We start from the raw sequence: 14,468 nt of genomic DNA, 5'->3' as shown, positions 1-14,468 counted from the left end.
AGGGGGTCGCGGGCCCGGAGGCCGGAGGATCGGGGGTACGGGAGGGGCCGGGTCCGCGCGGTGCCCTCCTCCTGTCCCGTAGCCGAGGAGCCCGAGATGACGAAGATCCGCCGCACGTCCCGTACCGCTCGCGTCCTGTTGCCCGCGGCCGTCGCCGGGGTCCTGCTGTCCGGATGCGCCCAGGCGGCCGACGGGGCTCCCGCCGCCGCGCCGGACCGGTCCGCGGGCACGGCTCCCGCCCCCGCCGTCACCGTCACTCCCCCGCCCTCCGCCGGGACGGCGGATCCCGGCGGAGAGTCCGCCGCGAAGCCCGCGGCCGGGACCCTGCTCGTCAGCGACTTCGGGTCGGACACGGTGACCTTCGTCGATCCCGCGCGCGGAGCGACCGGCTCCGTGAAGGTGGGCACCGCGCCGTACGGGCTCGCGCTCGGGAAGGACGGGCGGGCCTGGGTCGCGACCGCCGAGGGCGTCGCCGTCGTCGACACGGCCGCCCGCGAGCGCGTGGCCCTCGTCCCGTACCGGACGGACACCGGCCCGGTGACGACCGGCGAGTACCGGGGCGGCGGCATGGGCATCGCACTGTCGCCCGACGGGAAGCGGGTGTACGTGGGGGTGAACGTGCCCGGCGGGAACGGCACCCTGGAGGTGATCGACACCGCGTCCGCGAAGGTCGTGGACGCGGTCGGCGTGGGGCGCCGCCCGTTCGACGTGGACGTGAGCCGGGACGGCTCCGCCGTGTACGCGACGAACCACGACTCCTTCGACGTGACCGTCGTCGACGCGGGCTCGCTGGACACCCGGCGCGTCGAGGTCGCCCCGTACGGCACCGAGGGCGGGCTCGGGTCCTGGCTGAAGCCGCACTACACCGCCGTGCGCCCCTCGGACGGGAAGCTGCTGCTGCCCTTCGAGGGCGAGCGGCTCGCCGTCGTGGACCCGGCCACCGGCCGGGTCGAGATCGAGGACATGACGGCGAACACCCACCAGCACGGGGCCGCGGTGACCGCGGACGGGACTCTGTACGCCGTCGGCACCGGGCCGATCGACCCGAGCGAGGACCGGGGGCCGTCGCTGACCGTCCGGTCGCCCGAGGGCGTCGAGCGGGTCTACCCGCTCGACGGGCCGCACGAGGACGTCGCCGTGTCGGAGGACGGCCGGACCGCCTACGTGACGGGCGGCTTCACCCGGGACGGGTACTGGGACGGCATCAGCGTCGTCGACCTCGACTCGGGCGAGGTGAAGCGCCTCGCGGCGGGCTCGCGGCCGCTGGGCGTCGTCGTCTTCCCCTGACGGGCTCGTGCACGGTGAGCGGTGAGACGCCGAGGCGCTCGGCGGGGCTCGGTCATCGCACCTGCCGTGCACGAACTCGCCAGGACCCGCGGGATGCAGAGGCGGCGGTCGACGGCGGCGTGCCCGGCGGTCGTCCAGCAGTCCTTCCCCGGCGGGTCCGCGAGCAGCCCCGGCACGAACACCCTTGCGCGGCGGCGGGGTTCCCCCCGGGCGAACCGGCCCGCCGCCTTGCCCGTCAGGCCCTCGCGCACCGGTGGCCACCGATGGCCACCGAGCAGGATCCACACCGTGCCCCACGGCCACCGGCTGATCTTCGTTTGTCGACGCACCTCACGATGATCAACGGTGGCCGTCCTCATCGGAGACCGGCTGCCCGCCGTCAGAGGGTGGCAGTACGCAGCACGAGGAGGGCGACGGAGGCCATGGTGAGGATCACCGCCGGAGACGCGCCCTTGTGGTCGCCGACGCGCAGGTGGAAGGCGACCGCCCCGGCGAAATAGAGCGTCAGGCCGATCGCGGCGGCGATTCCGACGGGCCCCCACCAGAGTCCGGCTATCACACCGGCAGCGCCCGCGATCTGAGCCCCGATCAGGAAAGCCATCATGCTCTGCGGCACTCCGAGGGTGGACATCTGCTCGGTGATGTGCCGCGTGCGCAGCGACTTGGCTCCGGCCGACACCAGGAGCAGCGCCGACATGAACACGGTGACGACGGCGAGGGAGACGAACATGGCTGAAACCTCAATCGTGCGAGATGCGAGTAGGGAGGCGTGCGCACCTCGACGACGATAGGCGGCCACCAGGTACCTCCAGGTAACCTTCGGGGCATGAGCCTGCGACCCGGGATCGCCTTCCTCGCCGACTGTCCCGCTCTCCTGGCCATGGAGATCATCGCCAGCAAGTGGTCCATGGTCACGCTCTTCGCGCTGACCGAAGGCCCGTTGCGCCACGGCGAGCTGGTCGAGCTGAGCGGCGGCATTTCGCGCAAGGTACTGACCCAGACGTTGCGCCGCCTCCAGGCCAACGGGCTCGTCGAGCGGCACGCGTACGCAGAGGCGCCGCCGCGCGTGGAGTACGGCCTGACCGATCTCGGGCGAACCCTGGAGGAGCCCATCAGGATGCTCACCGCATGGGCGCGGGAGAACGGCGAGGCTGTCCTCACCTTCCGGGAAGCGGCCGAGGCGGCCAGGGCCATCGAGGCGGACCGGGCGACCCCGGTGAAGGCCCCTCGTGCGGGTGAGAATCCGAGCCGTTTCTGATCAGCAGAAGGCGATCGCGGCCGGCCTTCGGGTCACCGTGCGGTCGGTGGAGCGGTGGCACCGCGCCTGGCGCCAGAGAGGTTCGGCTGCCTTGGGGTCGAAGGGACCGCAGTCGCTGCCTCGGCTCAGCGAACGGCAGTCCGGCCGGCTGGAAAGGGAGGGGGAGGAGGACCGCTCGATCACGCGGACGAGCAGATCACAGCCTCTCTGCTGTCCGGCCGGTCTCGGGTTGGGGGAGGCTGTCGTCCGTGACTTGTCCTCGAAGGGGCCGTGCCTCGTAGACCACCGGCTTCGCTTCGGCCTCGGGGGCGCGGCCGGCGTAGCCCCTGGTTGCGGTATCGCGATGTCCCGGGCCTGTCGGGAGCGGCGAACGCGGCCATCCACGTGTTCGAACGGGAGCGATCGTGTCCGGGCATCGTGGCGGCGGCGCTGAGCGTGTGGTCCGTGTGCGTCCACGGCACGAGGCGCCGGTGGAGGCCGTGGGAGGAGGAGTTCACCTGCTTCTGCCGCGGCGGGGGTTGGGCCCGGGACAAGCTGCAGGACGCTCTGTTCACGCTTCCGCCGAGGGCCGCCGGCGAGCTTCGGGTACGGGTCGAGCGCCTGGACGCGGTGCTCCTCGGGCGCACGCATCACGAGCCGGCGGAAGACCCGGAGTCGGCGTGGTGGCATCGCAGGTGCTGACCGCACCCATCCCGCCCACTGCTTCGTCGGCCCCTGCGTGACCAGAGCCTGTCCGGGCGATCTCTTCTCATGGTTCCTCGTGGCCGAGAGCGCCGATGAAGCGGTCCAGCCGTGAGACGACTTGCCGCAGTACGTCGACGGATCCCGTGGCGTCGTCCGCGAGTTCCAGTGCGTGATCCGCTGAGGGAACTTCCAGGACGTCATGTCGCAGGGACTCGGCGATCCGTGAGTCCCACAGCTTGTCGGCGCTGCCGCCGATGAGGAGGGTCGGCGCTTGGGCTCGCCGGAGGGCACGGGCCACATGGTCGACGGTCAGGACAGGAGTGAGCCAGGCCGCTGCGATGTTCCGCTCGGCTGCGATGCCGCTGGCGAGAGAGCCCAAGGACTTGCCGACAAGGAGGCGGCAGGCCCCTCCCTCGGCGTCGACGGCCGGGGTGACCTGACGCTCCACCCAGGCGATCCGGTCGGCCTCGGTGAACTGCGAGAAGTCGTCCGGGATCTACCACCACAGCTCCTGAACCGTCCATCCGTGCTGGAGGAGCACGCCACGAGCGAAGTGCAGCAGCGGCCTGGCGGGCGAGTAGCCGACGCCTGGAACGACGACTGCGACACGGTCGGGGGCGCCGTCGAAGCGGGTGGGCAGGGCGAAGGGGACGGGATCGGGCATGGCCGCAGGCTACTGGTAGTGCTTCGTCGGGCTCTTCGCCCGGTTCTGTTGCGGGGTAGGGGTGGGCCGCAGGTGGTACGGGTGCCGGTCCGGCACTGCGGGAGGTCCTGGGGGGTGTCGATGACCTGGTGGGGGGTCAGGCCGGCGTGTGGGCTCGGGGAACGAGACGCCGCAGGGTGAGGAAGGCCTGGGCGGCGGTGCCGAGGGGGACGTGGTGGTGCCGACCGCGCCGGGTGCGGCCCCCGAAAGGGTCCGGCCCGAGGCCGTGCTTGAGCTCGCGGCAGTCGTGCTCGATCCGCCGGCGCGTCCTCGCCGAGCGGACCAGGTCGGCGACCGGTGTGGTGGCGGGCGGGTCCGAGTTCCCGGGAGCTCCGCGGTACTGCCGGGCCGCCCCGACCGAAGCGGTGCCGCGCTGGGGGAACGACCCGTCGTCGGTCGCCCGCCCCTCCGGCCCGATCGCCTCGCCCCGGAGCCGTTCCACCTCCCCCGGCCTCACGACCGGAAGATGTCCACCACCAGGCAGGATCGCCCCACGTGACGAAGCCCTGCCGGCGCCCGGTCCGGTCCGGCGGGGGTCAGCGGGTCGCCGTCACCAGCCAGGCCGTGCTGAGCAGGCGGACCGTGCCGTCGGGCGTTTCGTGGGGGCGGAGGTGGTCGGTGAGGGCGGTGCGGGCCCGGGTCCTGGTGGGGGCGTCGGCCCGCTCCATCAGGTGGCGGCCGGGGCCGGTGGCGAGCAGGAAGTCGGCCGCGTCGTCGGCGTCCCGGCCCCAGGTGCCGTGGGCGCGCACCTCTTCGACGGCGATCCGCGTGAACCCGGCGGCGGTGAGGACGGCGCGGACGCGGTCGGGTGCGGCGAGGGAGAACATGCCGGGGAGGCCCGGGCGGCCGAAGTCGCCGACGGGGAGGATGCCGCGCAGGGAGGTCAGGGCGGTCACCCAGTCGTTGAGCGCGGGGTCGGACGGGCAGACGAGGGCGAGCCGGCCGCCGGGGCGCAGGGCGCGGCGGATGTTGCCGAAGGCCGCCTCGGGGTCGGTGAAGAACATGGCGCCGTAGCGGCTGATCGCCGCGTCGTGGGCGCCTTCCCCGAAGGGGTGCGTCTGGGCGTCGCCCCGGGTGAAGACGGCGTTGCCGACGCCTTCGGCGGCCGCCCGGGCGCGGGCCTCGGCGAGCATGGGGGCCGAGAGGTCGAGGCCGAGCGCGTGTCCGTGCGGGGCGCGGAGCGCGGCGAGCCGGGTGGTCCGCCCGGCGCCGCAGCCGACGTCGAGGGTGCGGTGGGCCCCGCCGATGCCGGCGGCGTCGAGGAGCGGGGTGTTGAAGCCGTCGTTGACGGCGTTCCAGCGGTCCTGGTGACGGGCCCAGTGGGTGCCCTCGGGGCCGTTCCAGGCCTGGTCCTGCTCGGTGTTGACGATGACCGTCACGGTCGCCTCCCTGGCGGCGGGCGAGAATGGGCGGGTGCCCATTCCCGTGCGCCCCACAGTATGGGCGTACGCCCATTCCGGCAATCCCGTTTACGATCCAGGCAGTCGGATGCCGGGACGGACGAGGAAAGGGGCGACGGGCTCATGTCACCGCGCGGAGTGGCGACGCCGGACGTGCGCGAACTGCTGTTCGCTGCGGCCGAGCGGGTCGTGGAGAGGGACGGGCCGGGGGCGCTCACCAGCCGGGCCGTGACGACCGAGGCGGGCTGCGCCAAGGGGCTGCTGCACGCGCACTTCGCGGGCTTCGACGAGTTCGTGGCCGAGCTGTGCCTCGACCGCTTCGCCCGTACGGCGGCGAAGGCGGGGGCCCTGGCCGGGCTCGTCGGGCAGGGCACGGTCGCCGGGAACCTCGACGCCGTCGTCCTGGCCCTCTTCGACTCCGGTGGCCCCGCGGTCTCCGGTCTCGCCCTGGCCCGCCCCGCCGCCGCGCTCCGCGTCCGCGAGGCCCTGGCGGCCGGGGCGCCGGGCTTCGCCGCGATCGAGGAGGCCGTCGCCGCCTACCTGGAGGCCGAACGCCGCCTCGGCCGCGCCCCCGCCGCCCTGGACCCCGCCGCCGCGGCCCTCGCCCTCGTCGGCGCCGGCCACCACCTCCTGATGACCGCCTGGCCCGGCTCCCCCGACCCCCGCCCGGCGGTCCGCCGCCTGGTGACCGCCCTGGTGGGGCCGGAAGGCTGAGGCGATGTGTGGGGCGTCCTGCGCCGGCGCCCCGTCTTTGTGTCGCCTTCCGCACTGGCGTGCGGGGGGCGGCTTCGCGGAGGGTTGCGGAATGATCTCCTCACTTCCGGCGGCGGCCGGACCGGCGGCCGGCGCCGAGCACGTGGACGTCCTCGTCGTGGGCGCCGGGATCTCCGGCATCGGCATCGCCTGTCACCTGCGCAGGGAGCTGCCGGGCAAGAGCTTCGCGGTGCTGGAGGCACGGGCCGGTCTCGGCGGCACCTGGGACCTGTTCCGCTACCCCGGGGTCCGGTCCGATTCGGACCCGCACACCCTCGGCTACGCGTTCAAGCCGTGGCGGGACGGCCGGGCCCTCGCCGACGGGTCCCTGATCCGCGACTACCTGCGGGAGGCGGCGGCCGAGCACGGGCTGGAGGAGGCCATCCGCTACCGGCACCGGGTGCGGTCCGCCTCCTGGTCGAGCGAGCGGGCCCGCTGGACCGTCGAGGCGGAGCGGACCGACACGGGCGAGCGGGTCACGCTGACGTGCGGCTGGCTGTTCGCCGCGAGCGGCTACTACCGGTACGACGAGGGCCACACCCCCCGCTTCGAGGGCCGCGAGCGGTTCCGCGGCACGGTCGTGCACCCGCAGCACTGGCCGGACGACCTCGACCACGCGGGCAGGAGGGTGCTGGTGATCGGCAGCGGCGCCACCGCCGTCACCCTGGTGCCGGCGCTGGCCGGCTCGGCCGCGCACGTGACGATGGTGCAGCGCACGCCGACGTACGTCCTGCCGGTGAACAGGCGCGACGCGATCGCCGGCGCCCTGCGCGCGTGCTTCGGCGACGCGCGCGGGCACGCGCTGGTCCGGTGGAAGAACATCCGCCTGCAGACCGCCTTCTTCCGGTTCTGCCGGCGGTGGCCGGGGGCGGCCCGCCGGCTGATCCGGTGGCTCAACGCACGGCAGCTGCCGCCCGGCTACCCGGTCCACGAACACTTCGCCCCGCCGTACGACCCCTGGGACCAGCGCCTGTGCACCGCGCCCGACGGGGACCTGTTCCGGGCGGTCCGGGAGGGCAGGGCGACGGTGGTGACCGACCGGATCGCCGCCTTCACCGAGACCGGCGTGGCCCTCGGGTCGGGCCGTCACGTCGAGGCGGACGTCATCGTCACGGCCACCGGCCTGGACGTCCAGGTCCTGGGTGGCATCGATCTCACCGTCGACGGAACCCCGGTGCGCCCGGCGGACACCGTCGCCTTCAAGGGGCTGCTGCTGTCCGGGGTACCGAACCTGGCCTTCGCCCTCGGCTACACCCACGCGTCCTGGACGCTGAAGGTCGGCCTGGTCGGCGAGCACTTCTGCCGGCTGCTCCGGCACATGGACGCCCACGGCCTGGACCTCTGCCGTCCCGAGCCGGCGGACCCCGCCATGCCGACCCGCCCGCTCCTCGACTTCGGGGCGGGCTACGTCCGGCGCGCCGCCGACCGGCTCCCCCGCCAGGGCGACCGGGGGCCCTGGCGGACCTCGGCGGACTACCGCGCCGACGTCAGGCTGCTGCGCGCGGGCGGCGTCGTCGATCCGGAGCTGCGCTTCGGCCGCGCCACCGCCCGCGCGGCCCGGCCGGGGACGCGAGGAGGACGGTCTAGCTCCGGGGCAGGACCGTCAGGACGCGCTCGATGAAGGACTTGAAGTCCTCCATGAAGTCCGAGAGGAACTGCTGGGTCGTCGGGTCGGTGACCTCGCCGTCGTCCGAGAAGAGGCCCGGCGTGAACTGGATGTACGCCTCGGGGGCGTTCATCTGCGGGGAGTTACAGAAGCTGAGGACGGAGCGGAGGCTCTGCTGGGCCACCGCGGTGCCGATCTTGCCGGGCGAGGCGCCGATGACCGCGGACGGCTTGTGGGTGAAGGAGTTGGTGCCCCAGGGGCGGCTGGCCCAGTCGATGGCGTTCTTCAGGCCGCCGGGGATGGAGCGGTTGTACTCCGGGGTGACGAAGAGGACGGCGTCCACCGAGGCGATGGCCTCCTTGAGGGCCCTGCCCTCCGGCGGGTAGTCGGCGTCGAAGTCGTGGTTGTAGAGCGGGAGGTCCTTGATGGGGATCTCCCGGAACTCGAGCCCCGGCGGGGCGACCCTGATGAGGGCCCGGGAGAGGATCCGGTTGATGGACTTCGTCGAGAGACTGCCGACGAAGTAGCCGACCTGGTACGTGGTCATGGGTGCGTGCCGCCTTCCGTGCGGGGTCCTCGGGCAACGTAACCCGGGTCCGGCCCGGCCGCCCGGTGTCAGAGGCCGACGATCAGCTGGATGCAGACGATCTTCACCAGGATGGCGAGGGCGAAGAGGGTGGCGTAGCCGGTGTTCACCCGGTCGTCGGAGACGCGGCCGTTGGCGTACGCGGTGATGGCGGGGTTGCCGACGTAGCCGGCGAGCAGGCCCATCGTGCGGGGGCGGCTCTGGCCAAGGAGGCGGCAGACCAGGACCATCAGGGCGTAGCTGAGGACCGCGGCGCCCGCGAGCACGGCGAGGAGCTTGAGGCCGAAGACCGAGAAGGCGTCGCGGCGGAAGGCGTAGCCGGAGGTGAGGCCGACGCAGGCGAGGAAGACGAGCAGGCCGATCTGGCGCAGGGTCAGGTTGGCGCGGGTCGGCAGGACCCAGACGAGGGGGCCGGTGCGGCGGAGCCTGCCGAGGACCATGGCCATGACGAGGGGGCCGGCGGCGGTGCCGAGGGAGAGGACCGTGGAGCCGATCGTGAGCCGGGGGATGCCGAGGAGGAAGCCGGCGGCGAGGCCGAGGCCCATGCTGACGGCGCTGACCTCGCTGACCCGGGCCTCGGTGTCGCCGAGGTAGGCGGTGACCTCGGCGGTGCGCTCGCGGGGCATGGCGACGCGGACCCGGTCGTCGAGCTGGAGCAGCAGGTCGTCGTGGGCGAGGAGGTCCTGGTCGCCCCGGCGGACCCGGGTGGCGCGGGCGCCGTAGCGCTCGCCGAGGCCGAGTTCGGCGACGGTGCGGGCGGCGAGGTCGGGGTTGGTGAGGAGGATGCGGCGGTAGTCGACGACGTCGCGGTGGTAGAGCAGGTGCTCGGGCGCCTCGGTGCCGAGGGCGGCGATGCCGGCGGCGACCGCCTCGGGGCCGCCGACGAGCACGAGCCGGTCGCCGGGGGCCAGCGGTCCGGGGTCGTCGCCGGTGACGATGCGGACGGTGGAGCCGACGGGCCGGTGGGCGCTGGCGAGGAGCTGCCCGGAGGCGGTGCCGGGGACGTCGGCCCAGCGTGCGGGGCGGGTGACGTCGACCGTACGGCTGACGAGCCGGTCGGGGAGGCCGGTGCCGGGGTCGCGGCGGCCGGGCCAGTTCCGTGCGGCGGCGACGGCCGCGACGAAAAGGATGGTGAGAACGACGGCCAGGGGGTAGCCGATGGCATAGCCGGTGGCCGCCTGGGTGGGGTCGTCGGACGCGGCCTGGGCGGCGGCCAGGCCGGGAGTGGTGGTGCCGATGCCCGCGTAACCGCCGGCGAGGAAGGGGCCGGGGATGTCGAGGATCCCGTTGCCGACGAGACCGATGGCGAGGGCGGTGAGGACGAGTGCGGCGACCGCGCCGAGCATCACGGCGACCTGGGGCCGCAGCTCGCGGAAGAAGGCCGGTCCCGCCTCCAGGCCCACCGTGTAGACGTACAGCGCGAGGCCGAACACGGAGAGGCCCGCGGGGACGGCCGGACCCACGTCCGGGTCCAGGGCTCCGACCAGGAGTCCGGCGAAGAGGACCCCGGCCGCGCCGAGCTTCACGGGCCCGAAGCGGACCATGCCGAGGAGCGAGCCCACCGCAATGACGATAAAAAGGGTGAACCACGGATAATCAGCGAAAAATTGCCACATGGCCCTATGCAGACACAACGGAGGGCACTTTGCACGCTCATACGGAAGGGCGGACGACGTGACGCGACCGAGGATCCTCGTGGTGGGCGCCGGTTTCGCCGGCGTGGGCTGTGTGAAGCGGCTCGAACGGCGGCTGACGGAGCGGGAGGCGCAGATCACGCTGCTCTCGCCCTTCTCGTACCAGCTCTACCTCCCCCTCCTCCCCCAGGTGGCGGCCGGCGTCCTGACGCCGCAGTCGGTGGCCCTGTCCCTGCGGCGCAGCCAGAAGCACCGCACGCGGATCGTGCCGGGCGGCGCGGTGGGCGTGGACACGGCGGCCAAGGCGGTGGTGCTCCGGACCATCTCCGGGGAGTACGAGGTGGAGCCCTACGACCATCTGGTGCTCGCGCCCGGCAGCGTGACGCGCACCTTCGACATCCCGGGGCTGGCCGACCACGCGCGGGGCATGAAGACCCTGGCGGAGGCGGTCTACGTCCGGGACCACGTGATCGCCCAGCTCGACCTCGCGGACGCCAGCGACGACGATGCCGAGCGGGAGGCCCGGCTCCAGTTCGTGGTGGTCGGCGGCGGCTACGCGGGCACCGAGACGGCGGCCTGCCTCCAGCTGCTCACCCACAACGCGGTCAAGCGCTACCCCCGGCTCGACCCGGCCCTGATCAAGTGGCACCTGGTGGACATCGCGCCCCGGCTGATGCCCGAGCTGGGCGACAAGCTGGGCGCGGCCGCGATGGACATCCTGACCAAGCGGGGCATCCAGGTCTCGCTGGGGGTGTCGGTGGCCTCGGTGGACGACGAGACGGTCACCCTGACGGACGGCCGGGTGCTGCCGTGCCGCACCCTGATCTGGACGGCCGGCGTGGCGGCGAGCCCGCTGGTCGGCACGGTCGGCGCGGAGACCGTGCGCGGCCGGCTGGTGGCGACGCCGGAGATGAACGTGCCGGGCCTCGACGGGGTGTGGGCGCTGGGCGACGCGGCGGCCGTGCCGGACCTGGCGAAGGGCGAGGAGGGCGCGATCTGCCCGCCGACGGCGCAGCACGCGATGCGGCAGGGCAGGGCGCTCGCCGACAACCTGGTGGCGACCCTGCGCGGCGAGTCCCTGCGGCCGTACACCCACAAGGACCTGGGTCTGGTGGTGGACCTGGGCGGGATGGACGGGGTGTCGAAGCCGCTGGGCGTGGAGCTGCACGGGCCCGCGGCGCAGGCGGTGGCGCGCGGCTACCACTGGGCGGCGCTGCGGACGAACGTGGCGAAGACCCGGGTGATGACGAACTGGCTGCTGAACGCGGTGGCCGGGGACGACTACGTGCGGACCGGCTTCCTGGCCTCGAAGGCGGGGACGCTGCGGGACTTCGAGTACACGGACGCGTACCTGACGCAGGAGCAGACCCGGCTGCACACCGGGGCGTTCCGTGGAGCGGTCGGCTGAGTCCGCTCCACGGGCCCGGACCGGCCCCCGGCTCCCCGCTCAGCGGGCGAGTTCGGGGGCCGGTCCCATGACGACGACGGGTTCGGCGGCCGGGTCGAGGGCGAGGAGCAGGGCGCGCAGGTCGTCGCGGTGGAGGGCGACGCACGCCTGGGTGGGGCCGCCGTGGTCGACGTGGATCCAGACGCCGCCGCCCCGCTCCGTGCCGAGCGGGCGCTCCTTGTCGAGCGGGGTGCGGCCGGGGACGCGGTTGTAGTCGATGGCGATGACGTGGTCGAAGGAGCCTTCGAGGGGTTCGCCGCGGAAGCCGGTGCCGCTGATGGCGAACTCGGGGTCCTCGTCGTAGGGGAGGCGGGCGCCGGGGTCGGGGAGCCGGCCGCCGGCGTCGCCGATGCGGTAGACGCCGGTGGGGGTGCGCAGGTCGCCGGCCCAGTGGTCGGCGGTCCAGCCCTTGAGGGCGTTGTGGGCGGGCCAGGGGCCGCCGGCCTCGTACCAGCGGCTGTCGGGGGCGCGCCGGTGGAGGACGGCGGTGGCGGTGTTGCTGTCGGCGGTGGGTCCGCTGACGACGAGCGCCTGGGTGGTGCCGTCGGGGACGCGGGCCTGGGTGAGGGGGCCGATGCCGGGGATGCGCGGGGCGGGGCGGGGGCGGGCGTCGGCGGTCTCGCCTGCGGGGCTCTTCGCGGCGGGGGCCGCGGCGGGGGCGGTCGGCGGGACGGTGGGGGCGGGGTGCGCGCAGGCGGCGAGCAGCAGGGCCGCGCACAGGGTGCCGGCGCCGAGCAGCGCGGGGGCGCCCTTGCGGACGAAGGCGGGCATGGGAAGACATCCTCCTGGCCGGGGGCAGTGGAGCGATCCGTACCCGTTCGGCGGGCGGCGGCGCGCGGGGCTGCGGCGGCCCACCCGTACGGCGCAGCGGACGGGTCCGGAATGCGGTTGACCGGCGGCCGGCGGGTGGGGTGGGGTGTCGGGATGAGCGATGTCGAGGGGTACGGGGAGCCGCTGCGGGTGGTCGCGGCGGAGGGCGGGCGGGAGCTGGCCGACTGGCGGGCGGTCCACAACGCGATCATCCCGACGGCGGTGCTGTCGGAGGACGAGGTGCGGGAGCGGGCGGGGCGCAACCGGCTGGAGGTGGCGTACCTGGGCGGGGTGGCGGTGGGCTGTTCGACGGTCCGGCCGCCGGACGGGGAGACGCCGGCGGCGACGGTGATCGCGCGGATCCTGCCGGAGTACCGGCGGCGGGGGTTCGGGACGGCGCTGTACGAGCGGGGGCTGGCGCACGCGCGGACGCTGAGCGAGGAGGGGGTGGAGACGGTGGTGCTGGCGTCGAACGGGGAGGGGCTGCGGTTCGCGCTGGCGCGGGGGTTCACGGAGGTGGAGCGGTACGTCCTGCCGGGCGACACGATCCCGTTCGTGGCCCTGCGGCTGGCCTGACCTCCCGTACGGGAGAAGTGATCTGACGTCGCGTCAGATCGTGCTGCCGCGGGTCTGGGAACCTCGGTCCCCCGGCGCTACCCTCCGCGCATGATACGGACGGTGGTGTGGGGAACCGGAAATGTCGGGCGGGCGGCCATCCGGGCCGTGGACGCCCATCCCGGGCTCGAACTGGCGGCGGTCCTCGTCTCCGACCCGGCGAAGGTCGGCCGGGACGCGGGGGCGCTCGCCGGGCTCGGGCACGACCTCGGCGTGGCCGCGACGGACGACGTCGGGGCCGTGCTCGGGGCCCGGCCGGGGGCCGTGGTGTACGCGGCCTCCGGCGACGTGCGGCCCGACGGGGCCCTGGAGGACGTGGTGCGGGCGGTCGCGGCGGGCGCGGTGGTGGTGACGCCGTCGCTCTACCCGCTGTACGACCCGCGGAACGCGCCTCCGGAGTTCCGCGACCCGGTGCTCGCGGCGGTGGCCGAGGGCGGCGGGTCGCTCTTCGCGTCCGGGGTGGACCCGGGCTGGGGCAACGACGTGCTGCCGCTGCTCGTCAGCGGCCTGGGCACGACCGTGGACGCGGTCCGCTGCCAGGAGGTCTTCGACTACTCGACGTACGAGCAGGAGTTCTCCGTGCGCGAGCTGATCGGGATGGGCAAGCCGCTCGACCACGAGCCGCCGATGCTCTTCCCGTCCGTCCCGACGATGGTGTGGGGCGGGCAGATTCGGCTGATGGCGCGGGCGCTCGGCGCCGAGGTGGAGGAGATCCGCGAGACGGTGGACCGCCGTCCGCTGGAGACGACGGTGAAGACCCGGACGATGGGCGTCTTCGAGGCGGGCACGCAGGGCGCGGTCCGCTTCGAGGTCCAGGGGATCGTCGGCGGCGAACCGCGGATCGTGATCGAGCACGTGACCCGGATCCATCCGTCCTGCGCGCCGGACTGGCCGGTGCCGCCGGACGGCGCCGGGGCGCACCGGGTGATCGTCGAGGGCCGGCCGCGCATCGAGGTGACGGTGACCGCCACCGACGAGGACGAGAACCGCGCGGCCGGCGGGAACGCGACGGCGGTCGGGCGCCTGGTCGGGGCGATCGACTGGCTGGCGGCGGCGGAGCCGGGGCTGTACGACGCGCTGGACGTGCCGATGCGCCCGGCGGTGGGCAGGCTGGGAAGGAGCGCACGGTGATCATCGACATTCCCGAGGGGCAGGAGCCGATCGGGTACGTGTGGGGCGACATGGTCCCGGAGATCGGGACGGCGGCGGCGAACTTCTCGCTGTCGGTCTACGCCCACACGACCCTGGGGCTGCGCGAGTTCGAGGCGGCGCGGCTGCGGATCGCGCAGATCAACGGCTGCGGCTTCTGCCTGGACTGGCGCACGGACCGGGACGGCGTGAAGGTCGAGGAGGGCTTCGACGAGGTGGTCGCCGCCTGGCGGACCACGGAGGTCTCGGACTCCTTCGACGTCCGGACCCGGCTGGCGGCGGAGTACGCGGAGCGGTACGCGCTCGACCACCACGGCCTGGACGAGGAGTTCTGGGCGCGGATGACGGCGCACTACAGCCAGGCGGAGATCGTGGAGCTGACGATGAGCCTGGGGTCGTGGCTGGCCTTCGGGCGGCTGAACCGGGTGCTCGGGCTCGACGAGGTGTGCGTGCTGCCGACGGGCTGAGCCCGGGCGCGGGGGGCGGGGCCGCGCGCGGGGGACACCCCCCCGCCCCCGCCCCCCCGGGGCGCGGCC

The 14,468-nt window shown here is 74.2% G+C and carries 15 protein-coding genes and 1 pseudogene; 8 read left to right on the top strand and 8 right to left on the bottom strand.

The window, feature by feature from the left end; translation table 11 throughout:
• The first annotated feature begins 96 nt into the window (after nt 1–96).
• Nucleotides 97–1,287 carry a YncE family protein gene (locus ACFW6A_RS11855; RefSeq protein WP_386640179.1) on the top strand — a complete coding sequence of 397 codons (1,191 nt, stop codon included), beginning with the start codon at nt 97–99 and terminating at the stop codon, nt 1,285–1,287.
• A gap of 379 nt (nt 1,288–1,666) precedes the next feature.
• Here ACFW6A_RS11855 and ACFW6A_RS11850 read toward each other — a convergent pair whose 3' ends face one another.
• A complete protein-coding gene (locus tag ACFW6A_RS11850) occupies nt 1,667–2,017 on the bottom strand; it encodes a DoxX family protein (protein WP_386640176.1) in 351 nt (116 codons plus the stop codon).
• 96 nt (nt 2,018–2,113) lie between these two features.
• Between ACFW6A_RS11850 and ACFW6A_RS11845 the strand changes: the two genes are divergently transcribed.
• Entirely contained in the window at nt 2,114–2,545 is a 432-nt protein-coding gene (locus ACFW6A_RS11845) for a winged helix-turn-helix transcriptional regulator (RefSeq protein ID WP_386479910.1), read from the top strand.
• A gap of 748 nt (nt 2,546–3,293) precedes the next feature.
• Here ACFW6A_RS11845 and ACFW6A_RS11840 read toward each other — a convergent pair.
• The 4 genes and pseudogenes from ACFW6A_RS11840 to ACFW6A_RS11825 all read right to left on the bottom strand — a co-directional run bounded on the left by ACFW6A_RS11840 (nt 3,294) and on the right by ACFW6A_RS11825 (nt 5,311).
• On the bottom strand, nt 3,294–3,677 hold the full coding sequence (locus ACFW6A_RS11840; protein WP_386479908.1) for a hypothetical protein: 384 nt from the start codon (nt 3,675–3,677) through the stop codon (nt 3,294–3,296).
• A 48-nt stretch (nt 3,678–3,725) separates the two neighbouring features.
• On the bottom strand, nt 3,726–3,893 hold the full coding sequence (locus ACFW6A_RS11835) for a hypothetical protein (protein ID WP_386479905.1): 168 nt from the start codon (nt 3,891–3,893) through the stop codon (nt 3,726–3,728).
• 136 nt (nt 3,894–4,029) lie between these two features.
• Nucleotides 4,030–4,251: pseudogene (locus tag ACFW6A_RS11830) on the bottom strand (IS701 family transposase); the annotation flags it as partial.
• A 217-nt stretch (nt 4,252–4,468) separates the two neighbouring features.
• The gene (locus tag ACFW6A_RS11825; RefSeq protein WP_351852616.1) at nt 4,469–5,311 is read right to left on the bottom strand and encodes a class I SAM-dependent methyltransferase; all 843 of its coding nucleotides are present in this window, start codon (nt 5,309–5,311) and stop codon (nt 4,469–4,471) included.
• A 144-nt stretch (nt 5,312–5,455) separates the two neighbouring features.
• On the opposite strand from ACFW6A_RS11825, the gene ACFW6A_RS11820 reads away from it, so the two are divergent.
• The gene (locus ACFW6A_RS11820) at nt 5,456–6,046 is read left to right on the top strand and encodes a TetR family transcriptional regulator (protein ID WP_351852613.1); all 591 of its coding nucleotides are present in this window, start codon (nt 5,456–5,458) and stop codon (nt 6,044–6,046) included.
• A gap of 91 nt (nt 6,047–6,137) precedes the next feature.
• Nucleotides 6,138–7,706: an NAD(P)/FAD-dependent oxidoreductase gene (locus ACFW6A_RS11815; RefSeq protein WP_351852611.1), complete on the top strand. Its 1,569-nt coding sequence runs from the start codon at nt 6,138–6,140 to the stop codon at nt 7,704–7,706.
• On the opposite strand, the gene ACFW6A_RS11810 is transcribed toward ACFW6A_RS11815, so the two are convergent.
• Both ACFW6A_RS11810 and ACFW6A_RS11805 read right to left on the bottom strand, forming a co-directional pair.
• On the bottom strand, nt 7,669–8,238 hold the full coding sequence (locus tag ACFW6A_RS11810) for an NADPH-dependent FMN reductase (protein WP_351852608.1): 570 nt from the start codon (nt 8,236–8,238) through the stop codon (nt 7,669–7,671). The genes ACFW6A_RS11815 and ACFW6A_RS11810 overlap by 38 nt on opposite strands.
• Nucleotides 8,239–8,306: 68 nt before the next feature.
• Nucleotides 8,307–9,893: a TrkA C-terminal domain-containing protein gene (locus tag ACFW6A_RS11805; protein ID WP_351852606.1), complete on the bottom strand. Its 1,587-nt coding sequence runs from the start codon at nt 9,891–9,893 to the stop codon at nt 8,307–8,309.
• 58 nt (nt 9,894–9,951) lie between these two features.
• On the opposite strand from ACFW6A_RS11805, the gene ACFW6A_RS11800 reads away from it, so the two are divergent.
• The gene (locus ACFW6A_RS11800) at nt 9,952–11,319 is read left to right on the top strand and encodes an NAD(P)/FAD-dependent oxidoreductase (RefSeq protein WP_386640172.1); all 1,368 of its coding nucleotides are present in this window, start codon (nt 9,952–9,954) and stop codon (nt 11,317–11,319) included.
• A 39-nt stretch (nt 11,320–11,358) separates the two neighbouring features.
• Here ACFW6A_RS11800 and ACFW6A_RS11795 read toward each other — a convergent pair whose 3' ends face one another.
• Entirely contained in the window at nt 11,359–12,129 is a 771-nt protein-coding gene (locus ACFW6A_RS11795) for a L,D-transpeptidase family protein (RefSeq protein ID WP_351852602.1), read from the bottom strand.
• A 153-nt stretch (nt 12,130–12,282) separates the two neighbouring features.
• Between ACFW6A_RS11795 and ACFW6A_RS11790 the strand changes: the two genes are divergently transcribed.
• From ACFW6A_RS11790 to ACFW6A_RS11780, 3 genes are all read left to right on the top strand, one after another.
• A complete protein-coding gene (locus tag ACFW6A_RS11790) occupies nt 12,283–12,744 on the top strand; it encodes a GNAT family N-acetyltransferase (protein ID WP_351852600.1) in 462 nt (153 codons plus the stop codon).
• 90 nt (nt 12,745–12,834) lie between these two features.
• Nucleotides 12,835–13,914: a dihydrodipicolinate reductase gene (locus ACFW6A_RS11785; protein WP_386479896.1), complete on the top strand. Its 1,080-nt coding sequence runs from the start codon at nt 12,835–12,837 to the stop codon at nt 13,912–13,914.
• Nucleotides 13,911–14,399, top strand: a complete 489-nt coding sequence (locus ACFW6A_RS11780) for a carboxymuconolactone decarboxylase family protein (protein WP_351852595.1) — start codon at nt 13,911–13,913, stop codon at nt 14,397–14,399. Before ACFW6A_RS11785 ends, ACFW6A_RS11780 begins: the two co-directional genes overlap by 4 nt.
• The last annotated feature ends 69 nt before the right edge of the window (nt 14,400–14,468 follow it).

This window comes from Streptomyces sp. NPDC058758 (assembly GCF_042746075.1).
Taxonomy (GTDB): domain Bacteria; phylum Actinomycetota; class Actinomycetes; order Streptomycetales; family Streptomycetaceae; genus Streptomyces.
This window is presented reverse-complemented; position numbering and strand designations above follow the sequence as displayed.

Excerpts from the sequence above, each read along its gene's own strand:
- ACFW6A_RS11855 (WP_386640179.1), top strand. The coding sequence starts at position 97 with ATGACGAAGATCCGCCGCACGTCCCGTACCGCTCGCGTCCTGTTGCCC.
- ACFW6A_RS11850 (WP_386640176.1), bottom strand. The coding sequence starts at position 2,017 with ATGTTCGTCTCCCTCGCCGTCGTCACCGTGTTCATGTCGGCGCTGCTC.
- ACFW6A_RS11845 (WP_386479910.1), top strand. The coding sequence starts at position 2,114 with ATGAGCCTGCGACCCGGGATCGCCTTCCTCGCCGACTGTCCCGCTCTC.
- ACFW6A_RS11835 (WP_386479905.1), bottom strand. The coding sequence starts at position 3,893 with ATGCCCGATCCCGTCCCCTTCGCCCTGCCCACCCGCTTCGACGGCGCC.
- ACFW6A_RS11820 (WP_351852613.1), top strand. The coding sequence starts at position 5,456 with ATGTCACCGCGCGGAGTGGCGACGCCGGACGTGCGCGAACTGCTGTTC.
- ACFW6A_RS11815 (WP_351852611.1), top strand. The coding sequence starts at position 6,138 with ATGATCTCCTCACTTCCGGCGGCGGCCGGACCGGCGGCCGGCGCCGAG.
- ACFW6A_RS11810 (WP_351852608.1), bottom strand. The coding sequence starts at position 8,238 with ATGACCACGTACCAGGTCGGCTACTTCGTCGGCAGTCTCTCGACGAAG.
- ACFW6A_RS11805 (WP_351852606.1), bottom strand. The coding sequence starts at position 9,893 with ATGTGGCAATTTTTCGCTGATTATCCGTGGTTCACCCTTTTTATCGTC.
- ACFW6A_RS11795 (WP_351852602.1), bottom strand. The coding sequence starts at position 12,129 with ATGCCCGCCTTCGTCCGCAAGGGCGCCCCCGCGCTGCTCGGCGCCGGC.
- ACFW6A_RS11790 (WP_351852600.1), top strand. The coding sequence starts at position 12,283 with ATGAGCGATGTCGAGGGGTACGGGGAGCCGCTGCGGGTGGTCGCGGCG.
- ACFW6A_RS11785 (WP_386479896.1), top strand. The coding sequence starts at position 12,835 with ATGATACGGACGGTGGTGTGGGGAACCGGAAATGTCGGGCGGGCGGCC.